The organism is Wolbachia endosymbiont of Phyllotreta cruciferae, assembly GCF_918697765.1.
GTDB classification, from domain to species: domain Bacteria; phylum Pseudomonadota; class Alphaproteobacteria; order Rickettsiales; family Anaplasmataceae; genus Wolbachia; species Wolbachia pipientis.
Map to the genome: position 1 here is coordinate 424,384 of NZ_OU953855.1, position 21,136 is coordinate 445,519.

The following is a 21,136-nucleotide window of genomic DNA, read 5'->3' on the forward strand; positions in this document are numbered from 1 at the left end:
ATGCACTTTGAAATTACTCTGTACCGTTCACACTTAATTCTTCAATCTCACTAATAGAAAGGCCAGTAAACTTGACAATAGTGTTGACATCAACATTATTAGCCAGCATTGCTTTTGCGACTTCAATTTTCCCTTCGATTTTCCCTTCCTCTTTACCAATTTTGATGCCTCTTTCTTCGCCAATTTGGATGCCTTTTTCAGTAGCAAGGTCAAGTCTGTATTCAAGAATGGCTTCTTCTTTGCGTAGATCCATTATTCTTTCTTCATACGCTACTAAATCTTTTTCATTCCAGCTAAACCTGTCTAATTCATCGTAGGCTAACTTTATTATTGGTGCTTTTTCTGCTATTTTCCTTAAGTCTTCTTCCGTAGTTTCATCTGCATATTGTTGTCTAAGTGAAGAAGGTCGCCCTTCCTCACTCGACTGCAAAACCGTACGTGAGACTTTGCGCCTCATACGGCTTCTCTCTAATTTGGTGCTTTTCATGCACACCTCCTGTGTAATTCATCGTGACAATGTCCATGTAACAAAGATAAGTTTGTGATCATATTGTTTCGTCTATTCCGGTCTTTGTGATGTATTTCTATTGTATCATCACTTTTAAACCATAGTCTACAATTATCGCATTTACTTTGTTGCAACCTCAATAATTTTATTACTCCTAGTGGCTTATCTGGTATTTTTCTCAGACGTTTACCCCAATATACCCAATCACCATCATATGGGGATCTGGTTTTTTGCACTTTGATATGTCGTTTAATAACATGATCGCTGTGTATAGTAAGACGTACCTTGTTACTTGTCATAAAGCGCCAGTTTTCGTTATTATACTTCTTAAAGTACTTTCTTTTTATCCAGCATCTCCCTTTGTTTGGGTGCCTAAAAACTGCCCACTTCCAGAGTTTTCTATGCATAATATTATCCAATGAGCTAAAGATTTTACATGAAACTACCGAGGAGTAATATTGACTCCATCCTCTGTTTATTGGATTGAGATCCTTTATCACACGTTCTTGTGGTGCTCCACGCATTTCTCTGAGTTTATGTTTAATAGCTAGTGTATGCTGTTTTATAGAATTACGACTTGGTTTGATTAATAACTTGTAACCTTTCTTACTTTCTTTTATTGGATATTGTCTTATTGAAAATCCAAGAAAATCAAATCCTGGTTTTGTTTCGTCAATGGTTCTTAATGTATGAGAAACTCTTGTTTTAGAGGGCTTTAATTTTAGTCCAATGGTTTCTAACCATTCTTCAACTAAAATTTTTGCTTTAAGAATAATCTCTTCGTTTTCATGTATGATGACAAAATCATCACAGTAGAAAATTACACTAATAGACTTTTGCGCGTTTCTATGCGATATCCTACCATATTTTCTTTTCATGCATTGAAAGAGTTCGTTTGTTAATGCTTTTTTGACATGTTGCTCTAATCCGTGTAATGCAACACAAGCTAGCAACGGTGAGATCGTCCCTCCTTGAATTGTACCACGTTTTGTGGATTGAAGCTTTCCATCTTCCATAACACCAGCTCCTAACCATCCTTTTATGATTTTCTTTAATGTTGGTGTGGTATTGAGCTTTTCAAGCAATTTATTATGGTTAATATTGTCAAAGCATCCAGAAATATCAGCATCTAATACATATGCTGTTTTCTGTTTTAGCACATCAAATATGGCTTCAATTGCATCATGACATGATCTACCAGGTCTAAAACCATAAGTGTTTGGCTCAAGTTTTGCCTCCCATTCTGGTTCTAAAGCCATTTTTACAAGTGTTTGTTTTGCTCGACACGATATAGTGGGTATACCAAGTGGGCGATGCTCCGATGGCTTACCAGATTTTGGAATCCAGACACGTCTTGATGGCTTTGCTTTTTCTTTTATATCTAAAGAATATGATAGTTGTAATCTTTCTTTTTGATTAAGGTTAGCTTTTCCATCAATACCTGCAGTCTTCTTCCCCCTATTGTCCTGTGTTACTTTCTTAACAGCGAGTGTTTTTGCACTTGTTGATTTGAGTAATAATCTCTGAAGATTATGCATCTTTTTGATATCATTACATTTAGAAGCTTGGTAAATTCGTTTTTGTAGCTTAAATGAAGATTTCTTTAGCTTGCGCCAAGGAATTCCATTCCATTCATACCTAACTTTTTGCTGGTCCATAACATATTCACTACTATTCACCACTTTACCTTCCAAATTAAAGTGTTTACGTCTGCATATCCCAGATATTACTTTGGGCATTAGCTTCTTAAACAATCCTTCCACATAGTAGCTTGTGGCTGGCTACTTACTTATATTTTAATGAATATAAGAGCTTCTATGTGGTTACTCTGTTCCATGGCTTCGTTTCACGTTAAACTTAGATTCCTACTATTTGCCGGAAGCTTGGAACATCAATAACTAAAGTCTTCAATCTTTAGTTCCCTTTTTGCTTCGTACCATTTTGGTCTATGCGTAGTTCAATCTCTTTTCGCATATTATGCTTTGACGACAATTCAAACATAGGTTTCTCTCGTAATCATATCTAACTCTGTTTGCAGGGATTCACCACGAGATTTAGTGTTACCTGCTTTTATCTCATGCTTGCATCCCAGAGGTTGCCACTCTTTGAAATGTGAGATATACATTATCCCTGATGTCTGGGAAGATGGAATTTAACCACCACAAAACCATGACCTTCCAGGTCGCACTGAAAAAAAATAGCCAACGGTCTACTACACTTTCTAGTTGTTCTTCTCTACTCTTAGGAAATTTTGGCAGCTCTATGAAGATAAATTGAAAATCTTTTAAGTCATGCTCATTGGTTTTTTCATCTCTTATGGTATGGCTAGATATATAGTCAAGCTTATCAGGGAATAAGGTACAATTTGAAATCGCGATAAAGAAAATCTTCTTTAAATCAACGTATTTACCAGATTTATCAGCTTGTCTTGAGTAAGCCTTAGCAGCATAAAGTTGTGCGCGTTTTTCAAAGCCTTTATCACGAGTGAGCTGCATCTCAATTATATACCTGTTCCCACTAGAATCCCTGCAAAGAACATCAACAACGCTTTGTTTATCAGAAGCAATTTCAGGGTCCATAATGGTGCTTAAGAATTCTACTTCTTGTATAGTGTTGACTTCAGTACATCCTAAAATATCGTTTAAAAAATGGATAAGAATATTCTTATTTTTTTCAGTGCCAAAGATTTTCTTAAATGTTAAATCTAACTTTGGATCGAGAAATTTAGAAAGAGCCATAGTAAAAATACTGAGAAAAGATTAATAATTATACACTATTATTAACAACTATTCAACCATATTTTTAAGTATAGCTATACCACCGCGGCGCTAACACGTAGCGGGATGACGAGCTTATCGTCACGCCGCCACGAACCGTCATACCGCCGCGGTATCTCAGCCGCTAACAAGAGATCCCGCTAACACGTAGCGGGATGACGATTGTCGTTTAGCCATAAATACTTAAGAAATTTACCAAACGAAAAAAAAGGCAAAAGAAGCCCTAGTCATTGTCTATTTTCAGTATTGGCGTTTTTTAAGTCTTAAACACTGCAATTTAGCTGCTTTTAAATGCAACTCACCTTAGTTTAAATGTTTAAGAAATTTACTAAGCAGAAAAAAAGGCAAAAGAAACCCCGTGTTAGCTAGTTGTCACTCTCTAATCTTGCAAATTGGCGTACTATACTGTCTTAAACGACTTATAAGCGCGTTTCAGCTTATATAGGTAAAAACCTAGAAATGTTGTGAAGACATAAGGTGCACATAGTGCAAAAAATTAAAAATAAGACGCCAACTACGTTGTTTTCTTGCTGTTTAATCTGCACAGATGAAGATAACTGAATACCTTCAATACCATGATAAGAGGACTGGCGGAGTTTGTCAAGCAAGTTTTTCGTTTCTGCGGGCTACTACCCTTTCTTGGTGGACTAAAATCACAACAGCTGCAGAACCTAAATTGCTTCATACTACACCTTGTATCTTGAAAAAAGCATCTAATGCTTTAAGCTTAAGCATTAGATGGAGAAGGGAAAAACTCTGGGCAATACCTTAGATATAAAATCTGTGGGAAAGAAAAGAGTTCCCTTCTCAAAAGTAGAGGCTGGACGGTATCGTAGAAAAACCTAAATGGTTCTAATTCTGTATTCACAAGGTAAGCCTTACTTTTCATTTTTAATAGTAGTATATGGAGTTATATATGATCAACAACTTTTTAGGTATAGATGTTTCAAAAGAACGTTTTGATGTTTCTCTCTCATTCATAAGTAAAAAAGGAAAGCGTGAAACTAGGAAAAGGAAATTTAAAAATGATGATACTGGGTTTCAAGGTCTGCTGAACTTTCTACAAAAACATAACATAGAAGAAGTAAAAGCTTGCATGGAATCCACTGGTTGTTATAGCGAAGCTTTGGCTGAGTTCCTCCACAACGCTGGATATTTCGTTAGTGTTGTAAACCCAGCTTGCATAAGGTTTTATGCAAAAAGTAAGCTTACACGACAAAAGAATGACCAGACTGATGCAGAGATTATTGCAGATTATTGTCAAAGACAGAAACCTTCTCGTTGGACACTACCTTCTCTTGAAAAGAAAAAATTAAAACATCTTTATCGTTGCTCAAATGCGTTAAAGGATGAGTTAACATTAGCAAATAATCATTTAGAAAAAAAAGAGAGGCTGCCTAAAGAAGTTGCAAATGCTTGGGAAGACCTTGCAATGAACATAGAGCAAAAAATAGAAACAATAAAAAACTCCATACGCGAACTATTAAAACAACACAAAGAATTGTTGGAAGATTTTCAACTCCTATTAACTATTCCAGGAATAGGAGAGGAAACAGCAATAGCTATTTTAGCTGAAATTCCTGGTATAAAAGCCTTTATAAATGCTAGGCAATTGGCAGCATATGCTGGAATTATACCACAAAATATAACATCAGGCTCATCCGTACATGCCAAGCCCAGATTAAGTAAAACCGGTTCACGAACATTACGTAAGGCAATGTACTTTCCTGCTATAGCAGCTAAAAAGCACAATCCTATCATTATGGCTTCTTGCGAAAGATTAAAAGAGAAAGGCAAGCATGCTATGGCCATAGTTGGTGCTGCAATGCGTAAGTTACTTCATATAGTTTTTGGTGTTTTAAGTTCAAAAAAGGCCTTTGATCCAGATCATATCAAGAACTATAGGGCTAAAAGGTTAACTGAAGGTTTAGTACTTTAAAATCAAAAAATGCTTCTAATTCATCTTATGTAAAATGGCATCTTACACAAATTTATTGAATGTTGTTGGTTAGTGGATATGTTGATAAGTAAATTTCTGCTGTTTTATATGTAACTAATTTACTTATCAACATATCCACTAACTATAATCTGTGTACCGCTACACAGGATATGAATAAGAAGTATTTTTTGATTTTATGATGTAACTTGAGCAATTTTTATAATTTTTTTGTTGACTGGTGAGACGGTATCTTTCTCCTTAGAGACTTTTAAAATTTCTTCAATAGCTATACTATCTCCACATAGTATAGCACAAGCAAGTGGTGTGACAGTTGCTCTCCGACCATCTAGATATTTTATAGTTGTTGTTGCGTCAAGAATATCTTTCAGAATACCGTTCTCCTTAGAGACTTTTAAAATTTCTTTAATAGCTTTGCTATTTTTACATAATATGGCATAAGTAAGCGGTGTGTAAATTAATGAATCATCACTAATGATTTTTGCATTAAGAACACTCTTTAAAAGGTTGCTCAATTTGGCTTGTTGCAAAATATCCTTTACAGTTTGACTATTCTCGCAAAATATAGCATGAGTAAGTAGTGTAAAAGTTGATTCTTTACCCCGATGTTTGCTTACTTCCGTAGTAAGAATCCTTTGTTTTTCCTTTTCAGATATTTTTTCTAGTTCTTCAGCAATGCTACTTTTTTTGCCTTTTATTTTTGATGCTAATTTTAAAATACTTTTTTCATCTTTCTCTTTCAATTTCGAATCGTTTACCTGATGAGTCATTTTTTTTCTCAAGGTCTTTCTTATTAAACTAAGCATAACATTTTCTCTCTTCGTGGTTATAATATTTGCTTTTATGAATCAGTTGTGTTGATAATGTATTAATTGCATAGTTCAGACATTGTTTTATAAAGCAAAATTTTAGTAGACCACCTTACAAGAACGTTTCTTGCTAATTCTGAATCCGAAAAAAGGACGCAGTAAAGTTATTTGTAAGGGAAGAATGAAACTTGTAGCTATAGCTAAACTGACTTACGATAATTTGAAAAACCGTCATCCCGCTGCTTGTTAGCGGGATCTAGAGATACCGCGGCGGTATGACGGTTCGCAGTGGTATGACGGTTCGCGGCGGGATGACGATAAGCTCGTCATCCCGCTACATTAATATTGTATTAATAAAAACTTAATAATAATCCTTAATAATATATGAACTAACATGTTCGCAATTTCGTATGACAGAGGAAACAAAAGATGGATATGCTTCCTTATACGTTGCAATTCAGGAAGGTAATATTGAAGCTGCAGAACTACTAATAAAATGTGGCACAAACGTCAATGATCATTATGAACGCAATCGTACGCCACTGCATATTGCCATCGGACGCAAACAATTAGAAATAGCAAAATTGCTGATAAAAAATGGAGCAAACGTTAATGCAAAAACTCAAAATCATGGTAAAGATGATCTAACACCAATGCACTTTGCAGTTTTTGCAAATACGCCAGAATTTATAGAATTACTAGCTAGCCATGGTGCATTGATTAATGAAAGAGAAAGCACCGAAGGGTATACTCCTCTTCACTTTGCTGCTTTATATGGGAACAAAAATATAATACAAGCCTTAATTGATAAGGGACAAGATATTGAAGATGTGGACAATAATGGGCGAACAGCTCTGTTTTTAGCTGCTAGGCAGTGCACTGAAGCAGAAGATGATAGCAGAATAGAAATTATCAAGTATTTGATAGACAAGCTCAAAGCAGATGTAACAAAGAAAGACAATAATAACAATGCAGTACTCTTTCCTGCCGCTAATAATTGCCCTGGAAAAGTGGTAGAATTCATCATTGAGCAATATATAAAAATCTTTGAGTTAGAGAATTTTATCAACCACAAAAATAATGATGGAATGGATGCTTTGGATATTGCGCTGAATAGTGGAAACGAGAAAGCTATTGAAGTATTAAGATCATATGGAGCAGATATCAAGAATAAGGTAGATGGTAGCATTCAAAAAATTACTGCAGAAAAACCAAGTAGTACCCTAGACAGAGCAGAAAGTGCAGAGGTAGCGCCTCCAATTAAGCAAAGAGTATAAATTTTTATAAAGCGATTATAAATTTCAGTAAGTTGCAGAGGCTCTACAATGGGAAGTGTAGTATGTTAGCAGATACAAATGACTAGATAAATTATATTTCATTAAAGTCATTTATCTTGAAACATAAGCAGGATTTTGTATAGTTGTTTCAATTTGGGTCTGTATATTGAAACAACGCGTGAAAATGACAGGTCATTGTACAAGAGGTACCTAATTCACCGACAAGAATGCTAGATAAAGACACTTACATTTCAATTATTTCACAATTTCTGTATAATCTTAAAAACTCAATTAGTGCGTTATGAAGATAATAATAGGTAATGCTAGTAAGGAATTAGGGGAATCAGTAGTTAACCGGCTAGATGTTCAACCATCCTCTGCTTGGATATCAAAGTTTACCGATGGTGAGGTAAATGTAGAAGTAGCAAATGATCTGTATAATCAAGAAGTATATATAATACAATCTCTTTCTCCCCCTGTGAATGATAATCTTATGGAGCTTCTGCTTATAATTGATGCAGTAAATAGATTAGGAGCCAAAAGGATAGTAGTAATTATCCCTTATTATGGATATAGCAGGCAAGATAGAATTATCAAGAACAATAATGTGCAGTCTGCTTTAAGTGCCAAATTAGTTGCAAATCTTATTCAAACTGCAGGTGCAAGTAGCGTTGCAGTTATTGATTTGCACTCAAGTCAAATTGAAGGATTCTTTGATGTACCGATAACTAATTTGAACTGCTTTGAAGCATTTGTTGACTCTATACACACGGAAAATTTGGCAATTGTTGCACCTGATGTTGGAGCAATTGGTAGAGCACGTGCTTTTGCAAAGACTTTAGAGGAAAAGTACAAGATAGGGTTAAGTGATAAGATTATTGTAGTAGATAAATATAGGGAGAAAGCAGGCACATCTCAAGTAATGAACATAATAGGAGAAGTTGCAAACAAAAATTGTGTCATTGTTGATGATATAGTTGACTCTGGTGGAACATTGTGTAATGCAGCTCTTGCTTTAAAAAGTTACGGAGCAAAGTCCGTAACTTCATGCATCACACACGGTGTGCTTTCAGGAAGTGCAGTTGAGAAAATCTCTTCCTCTTCTTTAGATAAATTAGTGATTACGGATACCATACTTCACAAACTTGAAAAAACTGGTAAAATAGAAGTTGTTTCGGTTGTAAATATTTTAACTCACTTCATCCAAGGAGGTAGAAATGCCAGCTAAGTCAACAGAAGACGTTATTACTTCACTAATAGAATTTGCAAATAAGAGAAAAATAACAATTACCAAGGAAGAAATGCTTAAAATTGCACAGCTTGTAAGGATTAAGTTATCAAATGACGAGATTGATCACTACTCCAAAGAACTGACAATGCTGGATTGGATACATGATACTTTATTGCAAGTTAATACTGAAGGTGTTTCTCCTATGCGTTATGGCAGCATAGACAAGGACATTCATGTACGCGATGATGTTATAAATTCTCAAAACATTAAAAAAGAGATATTGTCCAATACAAAACCTGAGCATGGGTATTTTGTAGTGCCAAAGGTTATAAGCGATTAAAGTAAAATAAGGCTCATATCAAACCTATAATAGATCTACTTTCAAAAATAAGACCAATCCGGTAAAGAAGCATTTGTGGGAGTGGAAACCATTTTTTGATTTTTCTTTACTAAGTCTACTAAATATAGTTTAGAGTTGCTTGGTGATTCTGTTCTTGTAAAAATGATTTCTCTACCATTTGGTAACCATGCCGGGGATTCAATTTTATGCCCCTCTGAAAGCAGACGTTCTTCTTTGCCATCTGGCTTCATAACTCCTATGTAAAATTTTTCTGACTGAATCTTTGTAAAAGCTATCAGATCTCCTTTTGGCGACCAAACAGGCGTAGCATATCTTCCACTTCCAAAACTAATTCTTTTAGGTTTTTTACTTTTGTTAGTAAAATCGATAACGTACAGTTGCTGACTCCCACTTATATCAGAACTAAAAGCCATATACTTTTGATCTGGAGAAAAAGAGGGAGAAGTGCTTATAGCTGAACCTTTAGTAATTTTTTTTGTTCGTTTACTACTTAAATCCAAAGATAATATATTCGTTTCACCACCCAATGAGTGGGAAATTAAAAGAGATTTACCATCGGGAGAAAATCTTGGTGCAGAAACAACTCCTTCAAATGCGCTGATTATTGATTCAGTGTTATCTTTTAAATTTTTTAATATTATATAACTTTTACCATTTGCGTACGAGATATAAACAATACCCTTTCCATTTGGTGAGAATCTCGGTGTTGACACAAATCTATCGCCATTTGTTAAGTATTTTATATTACTTCCATCTTGATTCATCACAGCAATTTTACGCACAGATTTGTAGTTGCTATCTTTTTCTTCAGCGATATACGTGATTTTTGTGTTGAAGTGCCCTTTCTCACCAATTAATCTATCATGTATCATATCCGAAACGAGGTGACCAATTTTTCTCCAGTCTTTTGCTGGAAAAACAACTGACTGAGTAAGTAATTCTCTTTTTGTAAAAGTGTCAAATAAACGAAATGATAGCTCTAATGCACTACCAGATATTTCGCTTAAACTTACTGTGACTACAGTATCGCTTTTCCAAGATTTAGATTCAGCTTCCGCGCCACGTTTTACATTAAATAAGCCACAATTAGATAAATTTGTTCCTATTACCTTTGCAATATTTTCGCTTAATTCGCTTTCCAACGCTGTTTTACATGTACATTTAGATACAACAAGACCAATGTTACCAACACTGCTTTTTTTTATATCAACATATAAAGCAGCTTTTGTAAAATAAGGAATAAATAACGAAATAAATAACACCAGATGAACGAATAGCTTCATTCATTTCATACCTGTTCTATCTGAACCTCAATTATAGGTCTTTTTAGTAAATATTCCTTTAAGATACTCAATATTGAACTTTCAATCTTATTTTTAATTTTTTTTGTTGGCTGCAAACTAAACAACGACTCAACTTTCTTGACAATTTTCTGTATGGTAGCTGCATCTTCTAGCACTTCAAAAACACCAGGTACAAATACTTTTGGTTTAGCAAGCAATTTATTTTTCTTGTTTACAACTGCTGTTACCACAATAACTCCGGCATCTCTCATTCTTTTACGCATTTTTATAACACTGCTCTCCGGATGACGTAGCAACATACCATCAATACCAAAGTAGTCAACATCAATTGAATCAACCTTTTCTCCGTTCTCCAAATTAACAATATCACCTGGTGCAATCATTATTGCTTTTGCCACACCGCACTCTTTAGCAAATTTTACATGTGCATGCGTGTGAATATATTCGCCGTGAACTGGAATAGACATCTTCGGTTTTATTAAAGAATACATTTCCTTTAGCTCTTCTCTTGTTGGATGCCCAGAAGCATGAACATGCTCTGTTTTTTCAGTAATAACTTCTACCCCCATCTCAATAAAGGCATTGAGCATGTTGTGCGCACGAGTTTCATTTCCAGGAATGATTTTTGACGAAAAGATCATGGTATCACCTTGCTGCATTTTAAATGCTTGATGACTCTTAGCAGCAAGTCTTGCGGTAGCTGCCAGTGGCTCACCTTGACAACCTGTGCAAAGTAGCACCAGTTCTTCCCTTGGAAAATTTACTGCTTCCTTTGCTTCAAGAAACTGAGGAGAATCAGTTAAATAACCACTATCTTGCGCAACTTTCACTATTCTCCATAAAGATCTACCAAGTAAAACTACTTTTCTATTTAGTGCTTTTGCAGCTTGGCTTATCGTTTCAATTCGTGCCACATTTGAAGCGAATAGCGAAACAGCAACTAATTTTTTAGACCGCTTTATTATGTTATAAATATTATTATAAATTTCACCTTCTGACTCAGGGTGATGCTTGCTTAATATATTGGTTGAATCGCAAATTGCTGCAAGCAGGTCACCTTTATCGCCAATTTCTTTTAGACGCTCCATATTAGAAGTTAATCCAACAACAGGTTTTGGATCAAATTTCCAGTCTCCGGTATGGAGTGCACTACCCATTTCAGTGCTAATTAATATTGAATTTGCCTCAGGAATTGAATGAGTTACATTTATAAACTCGACGGTAAAAGGACCCAAATTTATGCTGCCATTTATGTCTACCTCTTTTACAGGCACTATACCTTCCAATCGAAATTCTTTTAGTTTTTCTTTAAGAAAATTAACCGTAAACTTTGTTGTATATATGGAGCACTGCAACTCTTCCCACAAGTGGGGCACTGCACCGCAGTGGTCCTCATGTGCATGTGTAATTATTATTCCAAGTAAATCTTTTTTTCTTTGAGCAATAAAATCTATATCAGCAATGAGCAGCTCAACACCTGGCATAGTTTCATCTGCAAAACCAACACCAAGGTCGATCATAATCCACTTACCTTGGTAATGATATAGGCTAACATTCATCCCGATTCTTCCTACTCCCCCAAGCGGAAGAAATAAAAACTCATTTTTGTTTATATTCATTAAATTTAAATTATTAAAACCTGAGAATAGCAAAACTTCGACCTTAAATAAAGAAATTTATTGCTTTTACATAGTTTTAAGGAACTAAGAAGTTTCTGTTGGCTAATAATAACACTATTGTTAAGTTTTCCATTAATAAGGTCAAAGAATTGCAGGATTAAATGAAAACCCGTAAACAGACAATGGCGTCAACTTAAGGAAAAATATCAGCGATAGTGTATAAAATTTCTCTCTAAAACTTTTACCATTAAATTATCCAGAAGCCGCAGGAAACAGCACTTTTGTTTCTATTTTATTTCAACAAAGAAGTTTAAAATGTGTCCTTTTTAGGTGAAACATGCGTGCGCCAAGCAAAGTGCGTAAAGTCCAGTTGGTGAAAATCCAACCCAGGCAAAGCCTAGCCAGCAGGCTGGAACAAACCACTATGCTGCGTAAGGTAACGAGCGTAGTAAAGCTAGTGGAATGGACAACACAGGGTACAACGAAAGTGAAGGTATTGAGTCCCGAAATTCTCGATGTCATAGAGGTCGACACGTTGCATATAGTGGAAGACAGCAAGAAGGGTAACAATAGGGCAAGTTATCACTCACTCTATCGGGATCTGAGGCCGTATCACGTGTTGAGATGGAGTTTACGTAAACTTGGGAGATCCTTTGTATTCCTATTAAGGTACGTTGGAACAAGTCAACAAAGGCGAGTACTGACGGAAGATATAAAGGAAGTCGGACTGATTGATAGTACTCAGAGTGTGGGAAAGCCACATACAAGGGGAAGCGGTCAGCAATATAGTGACTGGTTTAGGAATTGCTATGCCAATACAACGGAGGTTGGAATAACGTGCAAAGAAAACTAAATCAGATAGCAGTAAGAGCCAGGCAAGATAAACGATTGAAATTTAATCGTTAATTCATCTGATAAACGCAGAGAATCTTGCTGAATGTTATAAAGAGCTAAAGCATAACAAAGCATGCGGTATAGACCAGGTGACAGTAGAAGCTTATGGAGAAAATCTTGAAGAGAAGCTCAACACTCTGGTGGATAGTATGAAAAGAAAGCGATATCAACCGCAACCAGTGAAAAGAGTATATATACCAAAAGCTGGAAGCAAAGAGAAACGCGGGCTTGGAGTACCGTCTACAGAAGATAAGTTAGTCCAGATAATGCTGAAGAAGATATTAGAAAATATTTATGAAGCTAACTTTCTGGATAACTCATATGGTTTTCGTCCTGGTAGAAGCTGTCATCAAGCGGTAAATGCACTAAATAAAGCAGTTATGTACAGACCAACTAACTATGTAGTAGAAGTTGATATCAAGAAATTCTTTGATAATGTCCAGCACAAATGGCTAATGAGATGCTTGAGAGAACGGATAACAGACCCAAACATACTGTGGTTAGTAAAACGATTTCTTAAGGCAGGAGTAGTCGAAGCAGGACATTATGAAGCAACTGAACTAGGCACACCTCAGGGGGGAATAGTAAGTCCTATACTAGCTAATATATAGTTGCATTATGTGCTGGATTTGTGGTTTGAAAAGAAATTCAAGCTAAGATCTAAAGGTTATATGGAGCTAGTTAGGTATGCAGACGATCACCTGATTTGCTGCGAAAGAGAAAAAGATGCTAGAGAACTCTTAGAGTCACTGAAACAAAGGCTAGGAAAATTTGGACTGGAAATATCTGAAGACAAAACAAGAATAGTAAAGTTTGGCAAAAAGGAGTGGCAACAAGGAATAAGGGAGAAACGAAAAACGGAAAGTTTCAACTTTCTAGGATTCACCCATTATGGTACAAGGAGTCGTAAAGGTAGAGTAATGGTAGGTCATAAAACCTCGAAAGAAAATCTATCTAGAAAACTTAAAGAAATCAAAGAATGGGTGAAAAAGATTCGAAATAAAGTTCACCTTAAAGATTGGTGGTCAATACTTAAAGCAAAACTAACAGGACACTATAACTACTTCGGAGTTAGCGGAAATTACCGGTGGTTGAATAAATTCTTCTGGCGGGTAATCAAGCTAGCGTATAAATGGATAAACCGACGTAGTCAGAAGAAGAGTATGAATTCAAAGCAATTTATACACTATCTACAAGTTAATCCATTACCAAAACCAAGAATATGCTACTCATTATATACAAAATAGGAAATGCTGTGAATACTACATTGTGGAGCCGTGTGCGGGAAAGCTGCAAGCACGGTTCTGGTGGGGGAGTCATAGCGATAAAACTTAATCAGGAGGATTTAAAACTATGACTTCTACCAAACAAAAAGGAAAAAATTTTATTCTACAAATTAAAAATATAATATACTCGAAAGCTTTTCAGAGAATCCATTGTGTTGAGTTTTACACGAACAAGAAAACTTCCTTTTTCGACAGTATTTTCTATGATTTTAAAGTTAGTTAAAAAAAGTTTGGGAATAGAATGTGAACTTATGGAGCCATTGACATGTACCCTCAAAGCAAGCTTTTTCTAAAGCAAGATATAAGATTTGTCATACAGGTTTTAAAGAATTTAAGCATCCAAACAGCCTATCAAGATGAGCCTGAGTTGGAGAGGCTATAGGCTTATTGCAGCAGATGGTTCTGGTATGAGATTACCCAGCTCTGAGGAAATTGTATCCGAGTTTGGCCGCTTTAAACCAAATGGAACAACAGGCACAATGCCACCATTGGCAATTTGTTTGTTGATTTGTGTACTTCGCTGATTTGTAGTGCTCGTCTTGCGGCTTGGAATATAGGTGAACAAACGTTGGCGGAAGAGCAATTACCCGAAGTTATCACTCAAATGCGTTCATTAAATCAAAAGAAATTATTATTTATCTATGATCGTCTTCAGTAAAATTCATTCAGCAGCATTATGATTTGGAAGTAGATTTTATTTTTCGCTTGCAAAAAAGAAATTATAGCAAGCTATGGGAACGCTGGCGAATTAGATTTCGATTTTATATTAGAAAATGAAAAGCTAAAAAATAAAATGAAAGGACAGAAAGTAAGAGTTATAGTGCTGACATTAGCCAACTGAGAAACAGAGGTATTGATTACTTCACTTTTTGACCGAGTAAAATTTATTTTGGAAGATATCAGCAAAGCTTATGTGTTAAGGTGGCATATAGAGGAGTGCTATAAACGACTCAAAATAGGTGCAGAATTAGAGAATTTTTCTGGCGTAAATTTAGAGGCTGTATTACAAGAATTTTGGGCAAACTTAGTCATGTGTAATATATTGTCGCTTCATATGTGTGATGCACAAGGGCCTTGGAATCCAGATCAAATTGCTGAGTATCGTTTAAATTTTTCGGTTTTATTTGGTGTAATGAGGCAGAAACTCTATCAGGTACTTATTGCGCCAAAAAACTTTCAAGCCCTTTTTGATAGAGCAAGTATACGCGCTAAAGTTAAAATCTTACTATTACCCACAAATATAAATGTTTGTTGCATAGCTCTTAATGGCATAACTTTTGCTTGAAATAACTGTTTATATGGTGCAATTTACAGCTTTTAGTTGCTAAAATTATAACTCTTAGTTTAATAATTTTAATCTAATAAGCTTTCAGGTTAATAAAATTAAATTATTTGAGTAAATACAATACTATGTTTTTATTTGTGGGTAATAGTAAGAGTTAAAATCCGACCGGGACGATTGTATAGCCGCGATAAGGTAGATAAGCCCAAACGCCATCATGTCTTTAGGAGAGTTTGCTAATGAAAGTTCTTAAGTTGACGCCATTGTCAGTTCAGTCTCTGCAACGCTTACAAACTCTGGCCCGGGATGGCTTTGTTGCATCGCTCAAGTGAAAAGAACTGGCAGTTACTGACAAAATTCATTATAAATAGCCATTTAACTGTTGAAGAAAAAATATGCCACAAAAAATGAGAGTCAGTAACTGCCATGAATATAACAAATTTCTCCAAGAAAGAGGAAGCATTTTTTGTTATATCAATGACGCCATAGAAAATTGGTACGAGAATTGTCCAAAAATGCAGGGCGGCAACTATATTTATAGTGATAAAGTTGTGATTTTGGTGCATATAATCGTCAGTTTCTTTAGAATTGGTTTAAGACAAACAGTCGGGTTTATAAAAGGGTATTTGCAACAAATAGGAAGAGATTTGGCAGTTATCAGCTATTCACAAGCATCAAGAAGGTTTAAGAAACTTAATATTAAGATAAATGATTGCAGAATTGATAAAAATAATATGGAAGATATCGAAATTGCTATAGACAGTACAGGAATTAGTATATACAACAACACTCCTGGTCACAGCAAGGAAAATAGCACTGACAGAAAATATCGTGGCTATGAGCAAACGAGAAAATTGCACGTAATGTTGAATATAAACAACAAAAAAGCCATAGCTGTAAAATACAGTAACGGTGTCTACTCTGATCACTATGGAGCTTGTGATTTGCTAAAAGAAGTTGATTTTCAGCATGCCATAAAAGCACTATATGCAGATAGAGCATGTGATAGGCACAAGTTTTATAAGTTGTGTAACAAATACGATATAAAGACAAAAATTCCACCAATAAACAATGCGGCAGAACATCCAGAAATAGATTATATGTCTGACAGGAATGCTGCTATTAGGTTAATAAAATTATACGGTGAAGATGGCATGAAAGAATGGAAAAAAGAAGTAAATTATGGGAAAAGATCTTATATTGAAGGGTTTTTCTCAAGATTAAAGCAAATATTCGGATTTAGTTTTAGGAATAAATCTGAGATAAATCGAGAAAAAGAACTGCTAATCAAATGCTATTTGCTTAATAAATTCACTGATATTGGTATGGCTAAATTTGAGATAGTTACATGAATTTACCATAAATCACCATCTCATAAAGTGTGATGCAACAAAGCCGCCCGGGATTTAGTAATTTAATAGGTCCTTCGGGTAATTATTCCTCTTTCAGTAATGAAGTAAAATTATTTCTATCGTTTTTAATGCTGCTTGGCAGACTTGAAATATTGCCAATCTATTTTTGTATAGGCAATTTATTCTTATTTAATAGAAAGAAATAGTTGGTGAAGTTGTGAAATTTGATATTATAGCTAAACTGACTTACGACAATTTGAAAAACCGTCATTCCGCTACTCGTTAGCGGAATCTATACCGCGAATAAATCCACAGATGTACGAACATTGTGATTTGGGCACACCAGGAAGAATGTCATCCAAGTAGCCCCTTTCTCGTCATCCCGCTACTTGTTAGCGGGATCTATGCTAAGAGATACCGCGAATGAATCGCGGCATGACGGTTCGCGGCGGTATAGCTATAGATAGTATTAGCTATTTAATAAAAAGATCGTAGCTAAACCAAGAAATATAAAAGCTGAGAGAATATCAGTTGTTGCCGATGTTAGGATTGAAGAAGAAACGGCAGGGTCAGACTTTAAGCGATGAAGCATTATAGGAATGAAAGTTCCGATGAACGTTGCAATAATTGACATCATAATCATGGAGACCACAAAAATCATCTCCACTTTGAAGTTGTGAAACCTTATTGCTAACACTACTAATGAAATAGTAGATAAGATCACCCCGTTTATAAGACCTATTAAAAATTCTTTCATCAGTATTCTTTTTGCATTTTGCTCAGTTAGATATTTTGTTGCGATTGCCCGGATGGTTAGCGTTACTGTTTGGGATCCTGCATTTCCGCTCATTGATGCAATTATCGGCATGATTATTGGCAGCACTATAAAACTTTTTATTACATCATCGAAAAAGCCAACTACTATGGAACACATTGTTGCAGCTAAGAGGTTAAACAGTAACCAAGGTAGCCTTTTAATTATAGTTTTATGTATAGGAGCATTTATATCGGCTTTAGAAGATACACCGCTTATTTTGAGTACATCCTCTTCTGTTTCTTGTTGAACAACTTTTATCACATCTTCAATTAAGATCACACCAATAATTTTACCATTCTTATTTACTACCGGAGCCGATAATAGAGAGTAATCTTTAAATATTCTTGCTACTTCCTCTTGGTCTATTCCAGTTTTAATGATTTTTATGTCATGATCCATTATCTCTTTTATTATTGTGTCTCCTGAGTGAGATATTACCTTATTTAAATTAACACTGCCTATAGGCTCTAATTTTGAGTTGATAATGAATATCTGGTGAAATTTTTCTGGTATTTTTTTATAGTTGCACACAAATTCTGTCAGTTGATTTATTGTCCAATAATATGGAGCTATAACCATATCTTTATGTATTAACCTTCCTGCACTTTCTTCTGGATATGATAGCAACTCCTCTACCGATTTCTGAGTTTTGCTGGGCAAATAGTAAAGTATATTTTCTACAGACTTTCTATCTAAATCTTTCACTATGGTTACTATATCTTCTACATCAAGGAGCATTAGTAACTTTGCTGTATTTTCTATTCCCAATGTTTCTATGATCTCTATTTGTAAATCTGGCACTACATGCACTAGGGCATCACTTAACAAATGTTGATCGAGGATATTAACTAATTTCTCCCTGTGATCACTGATTGAAGTAGATAAAAAATAAGCTAACTGAACACTGTCTATCGTTTTTACAATATTACGAACATTCTCTAGCTCCTCGTTATCAAGTGACTCTATTAAGTCATCAATAGCCTTTTTGTCTAAACCATAATGGGAACTTATTTCAATATTCATTACTTTACCTTGTTTTTTAATAAATATACGCGCTTGATTTCCTTAAACATTAAAGTATAATGAAATTATTTAAATTAACTATCATATGGTTAAATTTCTATTTTGTTTACTGTTATTGTTATTGATAGTAAATATATTAAAATCTAAAGTATAATGAAAACTTATCCAGAAATTCTTGAACACTTTCAAAGCTTAAATAAAAGTATTTCTCTTATCAGGAGGTGTCTTTGACATAGAAAAATTAAAGTTGCGCCTTGAAGAGCTTGACTCCCAAGCGTCGAATGATGACCTATGGCAAGATAACCAAAAAGCACAAGAAGTTTTAAAAGAACGTTCTAAAATTAAGAATGACGTAGAGTCGTTTTTAAAGCTGGAAAGCGATTACAACGATGCCATCAGCTTAATGAAGTCTGCTATTGATGAAAATGATGAAGAATTTTTCTCTGAAGTTGAAAATGAATTAGCTAAGCTAGAGAAATTAATCAAGTATAAAGAAACAGAGTCCTTATTTACTGGTGAAGCAGATAATAATAACTGCTTTTTAGAAATCCACTCAGGAGCTGGCGGAACCGAGAGCAATGATTGGGCTGAAATGCTGATGCGCATGTATATAAGGTGGGCAGAAATTTATCACAACTTTAAAGTTGAAGTTGTAGAAAAATTAGAAGGAGAGTCAGTTGGTATAAAGTCTGCAATGATAAAAATCGTTGGAGAAAAAGCTTATGGGTGGGCAAAAAGTGAAAGTGGAATTCACAGGCTGGTTAGAATATCGCCATTTGATGCAAATGGTAAACGTCATACCAGTTTTGCAAGTGTAGGAGTAACTCCAGTGATCGAAGATTCAATTGATATTGCTGTGGATGAAAAGGATCTAAAGATCGACACCTACCGAGCTTCTGGAGCAGGCGGTCAGCATGTGAACAAAACTGAAAGTGCAGTACGCATTACGCATATTCCAACTGGTGTTGTAGTTCAATGCCAAAATGGTCGTTCTCAACACAGAAATAAAGATGAGGCGTTAAAATTACTTAAAGGACGTTTATACCAAATTGAACTGGAAAAAAAAGAACAGAAAATGGCTGAAGAATATGGTAAAAAATGCGATATAGGCTGGGGCAATCAGATCAGATCGTACGTTATGCATCCATATCAAATGGTGAAGGATTTAAGAACTGGACATGAAGTGGGCAATATAAATTCTGTTTTTGATGGTAATATAGATTGTTTCATAGTTAGTGTGCTCACTAAGCAAAATTAGGTAGGGTTGACTTTCTTGCCATAATATATGATAATTAAAATATTATTAAAGTAGGAGTAAAGTTATGGCGATTAAATATGATCAGTGGAAAAGTGACCTTACCCAGAAAAAGTGGAGAGAAAGTTTGGAATGTTTTTCACAAAGAGAATGATGAATCAAAATGCTCAGGAATGCAATAGTTAATAGTGACGTTGTTTGTTATAAAAAATTTCTATGTATTCAAATATTGCAGTTCTAGTTTGTTGAGCAGAGTGTTGTGAAGTATCAATAAGTATTTCTCTTTTCAATGAGCTAAAGAAGCTTTCTGCAACAGAACTGTCGTAACAACAGCCTTTATTACTCATCTATATTCTTTACAGCTAAGAGATATTGATACCCTTGCGCAGTATATTGTGAACCTTGGTCACTGTGCAGCAGTAGATTTTTAACAGGTTTACGCCTATTAATGGCCATTAATAAAGAGTTCATAACCAATTGTTTATTTATTGCACTACTCATTAACTACCATACGTGAGAATTATTGCTGCCAAATATAGCCATCCCTCCTTGGTTTTGATGTAAGTAATCCCATACTTTATTCTTACTATTACCCACAAATAAAAACATAGTATTGTATTTACTCAAATAATTTAATTTTATTAACCTGAAAGCTTATTAGATTAAAATTATTAAACTAAGAGTTATAATTTTAGCAACTAAAAGCTGTAAATTGCACCATATAAACAGTTATTTCAAGCAAAAGTTATGCCATTAAGAGCTATGCAACAAACATTTATATTTGTGGGTAATAGTAAGTACTTTATTTGGTTGATCAACAATAAAGTTTTGATCTAGTATATTGGGAGCTACAGCTCTATTATCTGTTTGTTGTTTTTTAATTTTAAACTTTCTTCTCAGTATAGCCCTGATGTCATTTTTCTGCATAATACTTTGAATAGCTGCGAGTAGCTCTTTATTTGCTGATTCTCTACTGCTTATTTTTCTTGTGGTCCACTTATAGTAGCCACTAGCAGAAAATCCTACATAATTCCTGTACTTTATAGCAGTTACTATGCTCTTTTATAAAAAAATATTTTACTCTTTTTGACTGGCCAGGGCTTTTTTTTAAATGTCTCTTTCTCTTGTTACTTTTGCTAACTCTTTCTGTAAATCAAATCTCTCTTTGTCATAAGGTGCTACATCTGGAAATGCATTTGCCGCTGACTTTTTTTCGTTATATTTCTTCATCCATTTTCCTAATACACTATCCCTTATTCCTAGATCTCTTGCTACTTTTGCAACTGGTTGACCTACCTTTCTTTGTTCATTTGCCAGTTTAACAGCTTCCAATTTGAATTCTGCTGTATATTCTCTTACCATTTCTAATCCTCCAAAATTTTAT

At 34.9% G+C, this 21,136-nt stretch carries 11 protein-coding genes and 6 pseudogenes; 9 read left to right on the top strand and 8 right to left on the bottom strand.

The genetic code is table 11. The features are described 5' to 3' along the window. Positions 1-13 precede the first annotated feature (13 nt). From NL281_RS02045 to NL281_RS02055, 3 genes and pseudogenes are all read right to left on the bottom strand, one after another. Positions 14-388: pseudogene (locus NL281_RS02045) on the bottom strand (nuclease/transposase family protein); the annotation flags it as partial. Positions 389-483: 95 nt separating this feature from the next. Continuing rightward, positions 484-2,271, bottom strand: coding sequence for a group II intron reverse transcriptase/maturase (ltrA, locus tag NL281_RS02050; protein WP_253302976.1), 1,788 nt, complete (start codon positions 2,269-2,271; stop codon positions 484-486). A 426-nt stretch (positions 2,272-2,697) separates the two neighbouring features. Beyond that, positions 2,698-3,246: pseudogene (locus tag NL281_RS02055) on the bottom strand (Rpn family recombination-promoting nuclease/putative transposase); the annotation flags it as partial. A gap of 955 nt (positions 3,247-4,201) precedes the next feature. Here NL281_RS02055 and NL281_RS02060 point away from each other — a divergent pair. Then, positions 4,202-5,224 (top strand): IS110-like element ISWen2 family transposase, encoded by a 1,023-nt coding sequence (locus tag NL281_RS02060; protein ID WP_253303218.1) that lies wholly within the window; start codon positions 4,202-4,204, stop codon positions 5,222-5,224. Positions 5,225-5,418: 194 nt separating this feature from the next. Here NL281_RS02060 and NL281_RS02065 read toward each other — a convergent pair whose 3' ends face one another. After that, entirely contained in the window at positions 5,419-6,024 is a 606-nt protein-coding gene (locus tag NL281_RS02065; protein WP_253303512.1) for a WD_0033/WD_0034 family tandem repeat-containing protein, read from the bottom strand. A gap of 437 nt (positions 6,025-6,461) precedes the next feature. Here NL281_RS02065 and NL281_RS02070 point away from each other — a divergent pair, with 437 nt between their 5' ends. From NL281_RS02070 to gatC, 3 genes are all read left to right on the top strand, one after another. Continuing rightward, on the top strand, positions 6,462-7,328 hold the full coding sequence (locus NL281_RS02070) for an ankyrin repeat domain-containing protein (RefSeq protein WP_006280296.1): 867 nt from the start codon (positions 6,462-6,464) through the stop codon (positions 7,326-7,328). A 301-nt stretch (positions 7,329-7,629) separates the two neighbouring features. Further along, the gene (locus NL281_RS02075; RefSeq protein WP_155968767.1) at positions 7,630-8,556 is read left to right on the top strand and encodes a ribose-phosphate diphosphokinase; all 927 of its coding nucleotides are present in this window, start codon (positions 7,630-7,632) and stop codon (positions 8,554-8,556) included. Further along, complete coding sequence (gatC, locus tag NL281_RS02080; RefSeq protein WP_015588776.1) at positions 8,546-8,899, top strand: Asp-tRNA(Asn)/Glu-tRNA(Gln) amidotransferase subunit GatC; 354 nt, start codon at positions 8,546-8,548, stop codon at positions 8,897-8,899. The genes NL281_RS02075 and gatC overlap by 11 nt, the downstream gene beginning before the upstream one ends. 41 nt (positions 8,900-8,940) lie before the next feature. On the opposite strand, the gene NL281_RS02085 is transcribed toward gatC, so the two are convergent. After that, positions 8,941-10,203: a Tol-Pal system protein TolB gene (locus NL281_RS02085; RefSeq protein WP_253303513.1), complete on the bottom strand. Its 1,263-nt coding sequence runs from the start codon at positions 10,201-10,203 to the stop codon at positions 8,941-8,943. A gap of 5 nt (positions 10,204-10,208) precedes the next feature. Then, positions 10,209-11,843, bottom strand: a complete 1,635-nt coding sequence (locus tag NL281_RS02090) for a ribonuclease J (protein ID WP_012673044.1) — start codon at positions 11,841-11,843, stop codon at positions 10,209-10,211. Positions 11,844-12,886: 1,043 nt separating this feature from the next. Here NL281_RS02090 and ltrA (NL281_RS09110) point away from each other — a divergent pair. From ltrA (NL281_RS09110) to NL281_RS08625, 4 genes and pseudogenes are all read left to right on the top strand, one after another. Continuing rightward, a pseudogene (gene ltrA, locus NL281_RS09110) lies at positions 12,887-13,984 on the top strand (group II intron reverse transcriptase/maturase). Positions 13,985-14,090: 106 nt separating this feature from the next. After that, a pseudogene (locus tag NL281_RS02100) lies at positions 14,091-15,245 on the top strand (IS4 family transposase); the annotation flags it as partial. A 455-nt stretch (positions 15,246-15,700) separates the two neighbouring features. After that, on the top strand, positions 15,701-16,657 hold the full coding sequence (locus tag NL281_RS02105; RefSeq protein ID WP_253303014.1) for an IS5 family transposase: 957 nt from the start codon (positions 15,701-15,703) through the stop codon (positions 16,655-16,657). A gap of 41 nt (positions 16,658-16,698) precedes the next feature. Further along, positions 16,699-16,863 (top strand): annotated as a pseudogene (locus NL281_RS08625) (TrkH family potassium uptake protein); the annotation flags it as partial. A gap of 263 nt (positions 16,864-17,126) precedes the next feature. Here NL281_RS08625 and mgtE read toward each other — a convergent pair. After that, on the bottom strand, positions 17,127-18,497 hold the full coding sequence (mgtE, locus tag NL281_RS02110) for a magnesium transporter (protein ID WP_006280192.1): 1,371 nt from the start codon (positions 18,495-18,497) through the stop codon (positions 17,127-17,129). 153 nt (positions 18,498-18,650) lie between these two features. On the opposite strand from mgtE, the gene prfB reads away from it, so the two are divergent. After that, positions 18,651-19,755, top strand: a protein-coding gene (gene prfB, locus NL281_RS02115; RefSeq protein WP_141456981.1) for a peptide chain release factor 2 whose coding sequence is annotated in 2 segments (ribosomal slippage) — positions 18,651-18,725 and positions 18,727-19,755 — 1,104 coding nt in all. Because the reading frame shifts where the segments join, the coding sequence is not laid out codon by codon here. A gap of 136 nt (positions 19,756-19,891) precedes the next feature. Here prfB and NL281_RS09115 read toward each other — a convergent pair. Then, positions 19,892-21,114 (bottom strand): annotated as a pseudogene (locus tag NL281_RS09115) (transposase). Between the last annotated feature and the right edge of the window lie 22 nt (positions 21,115-21,136).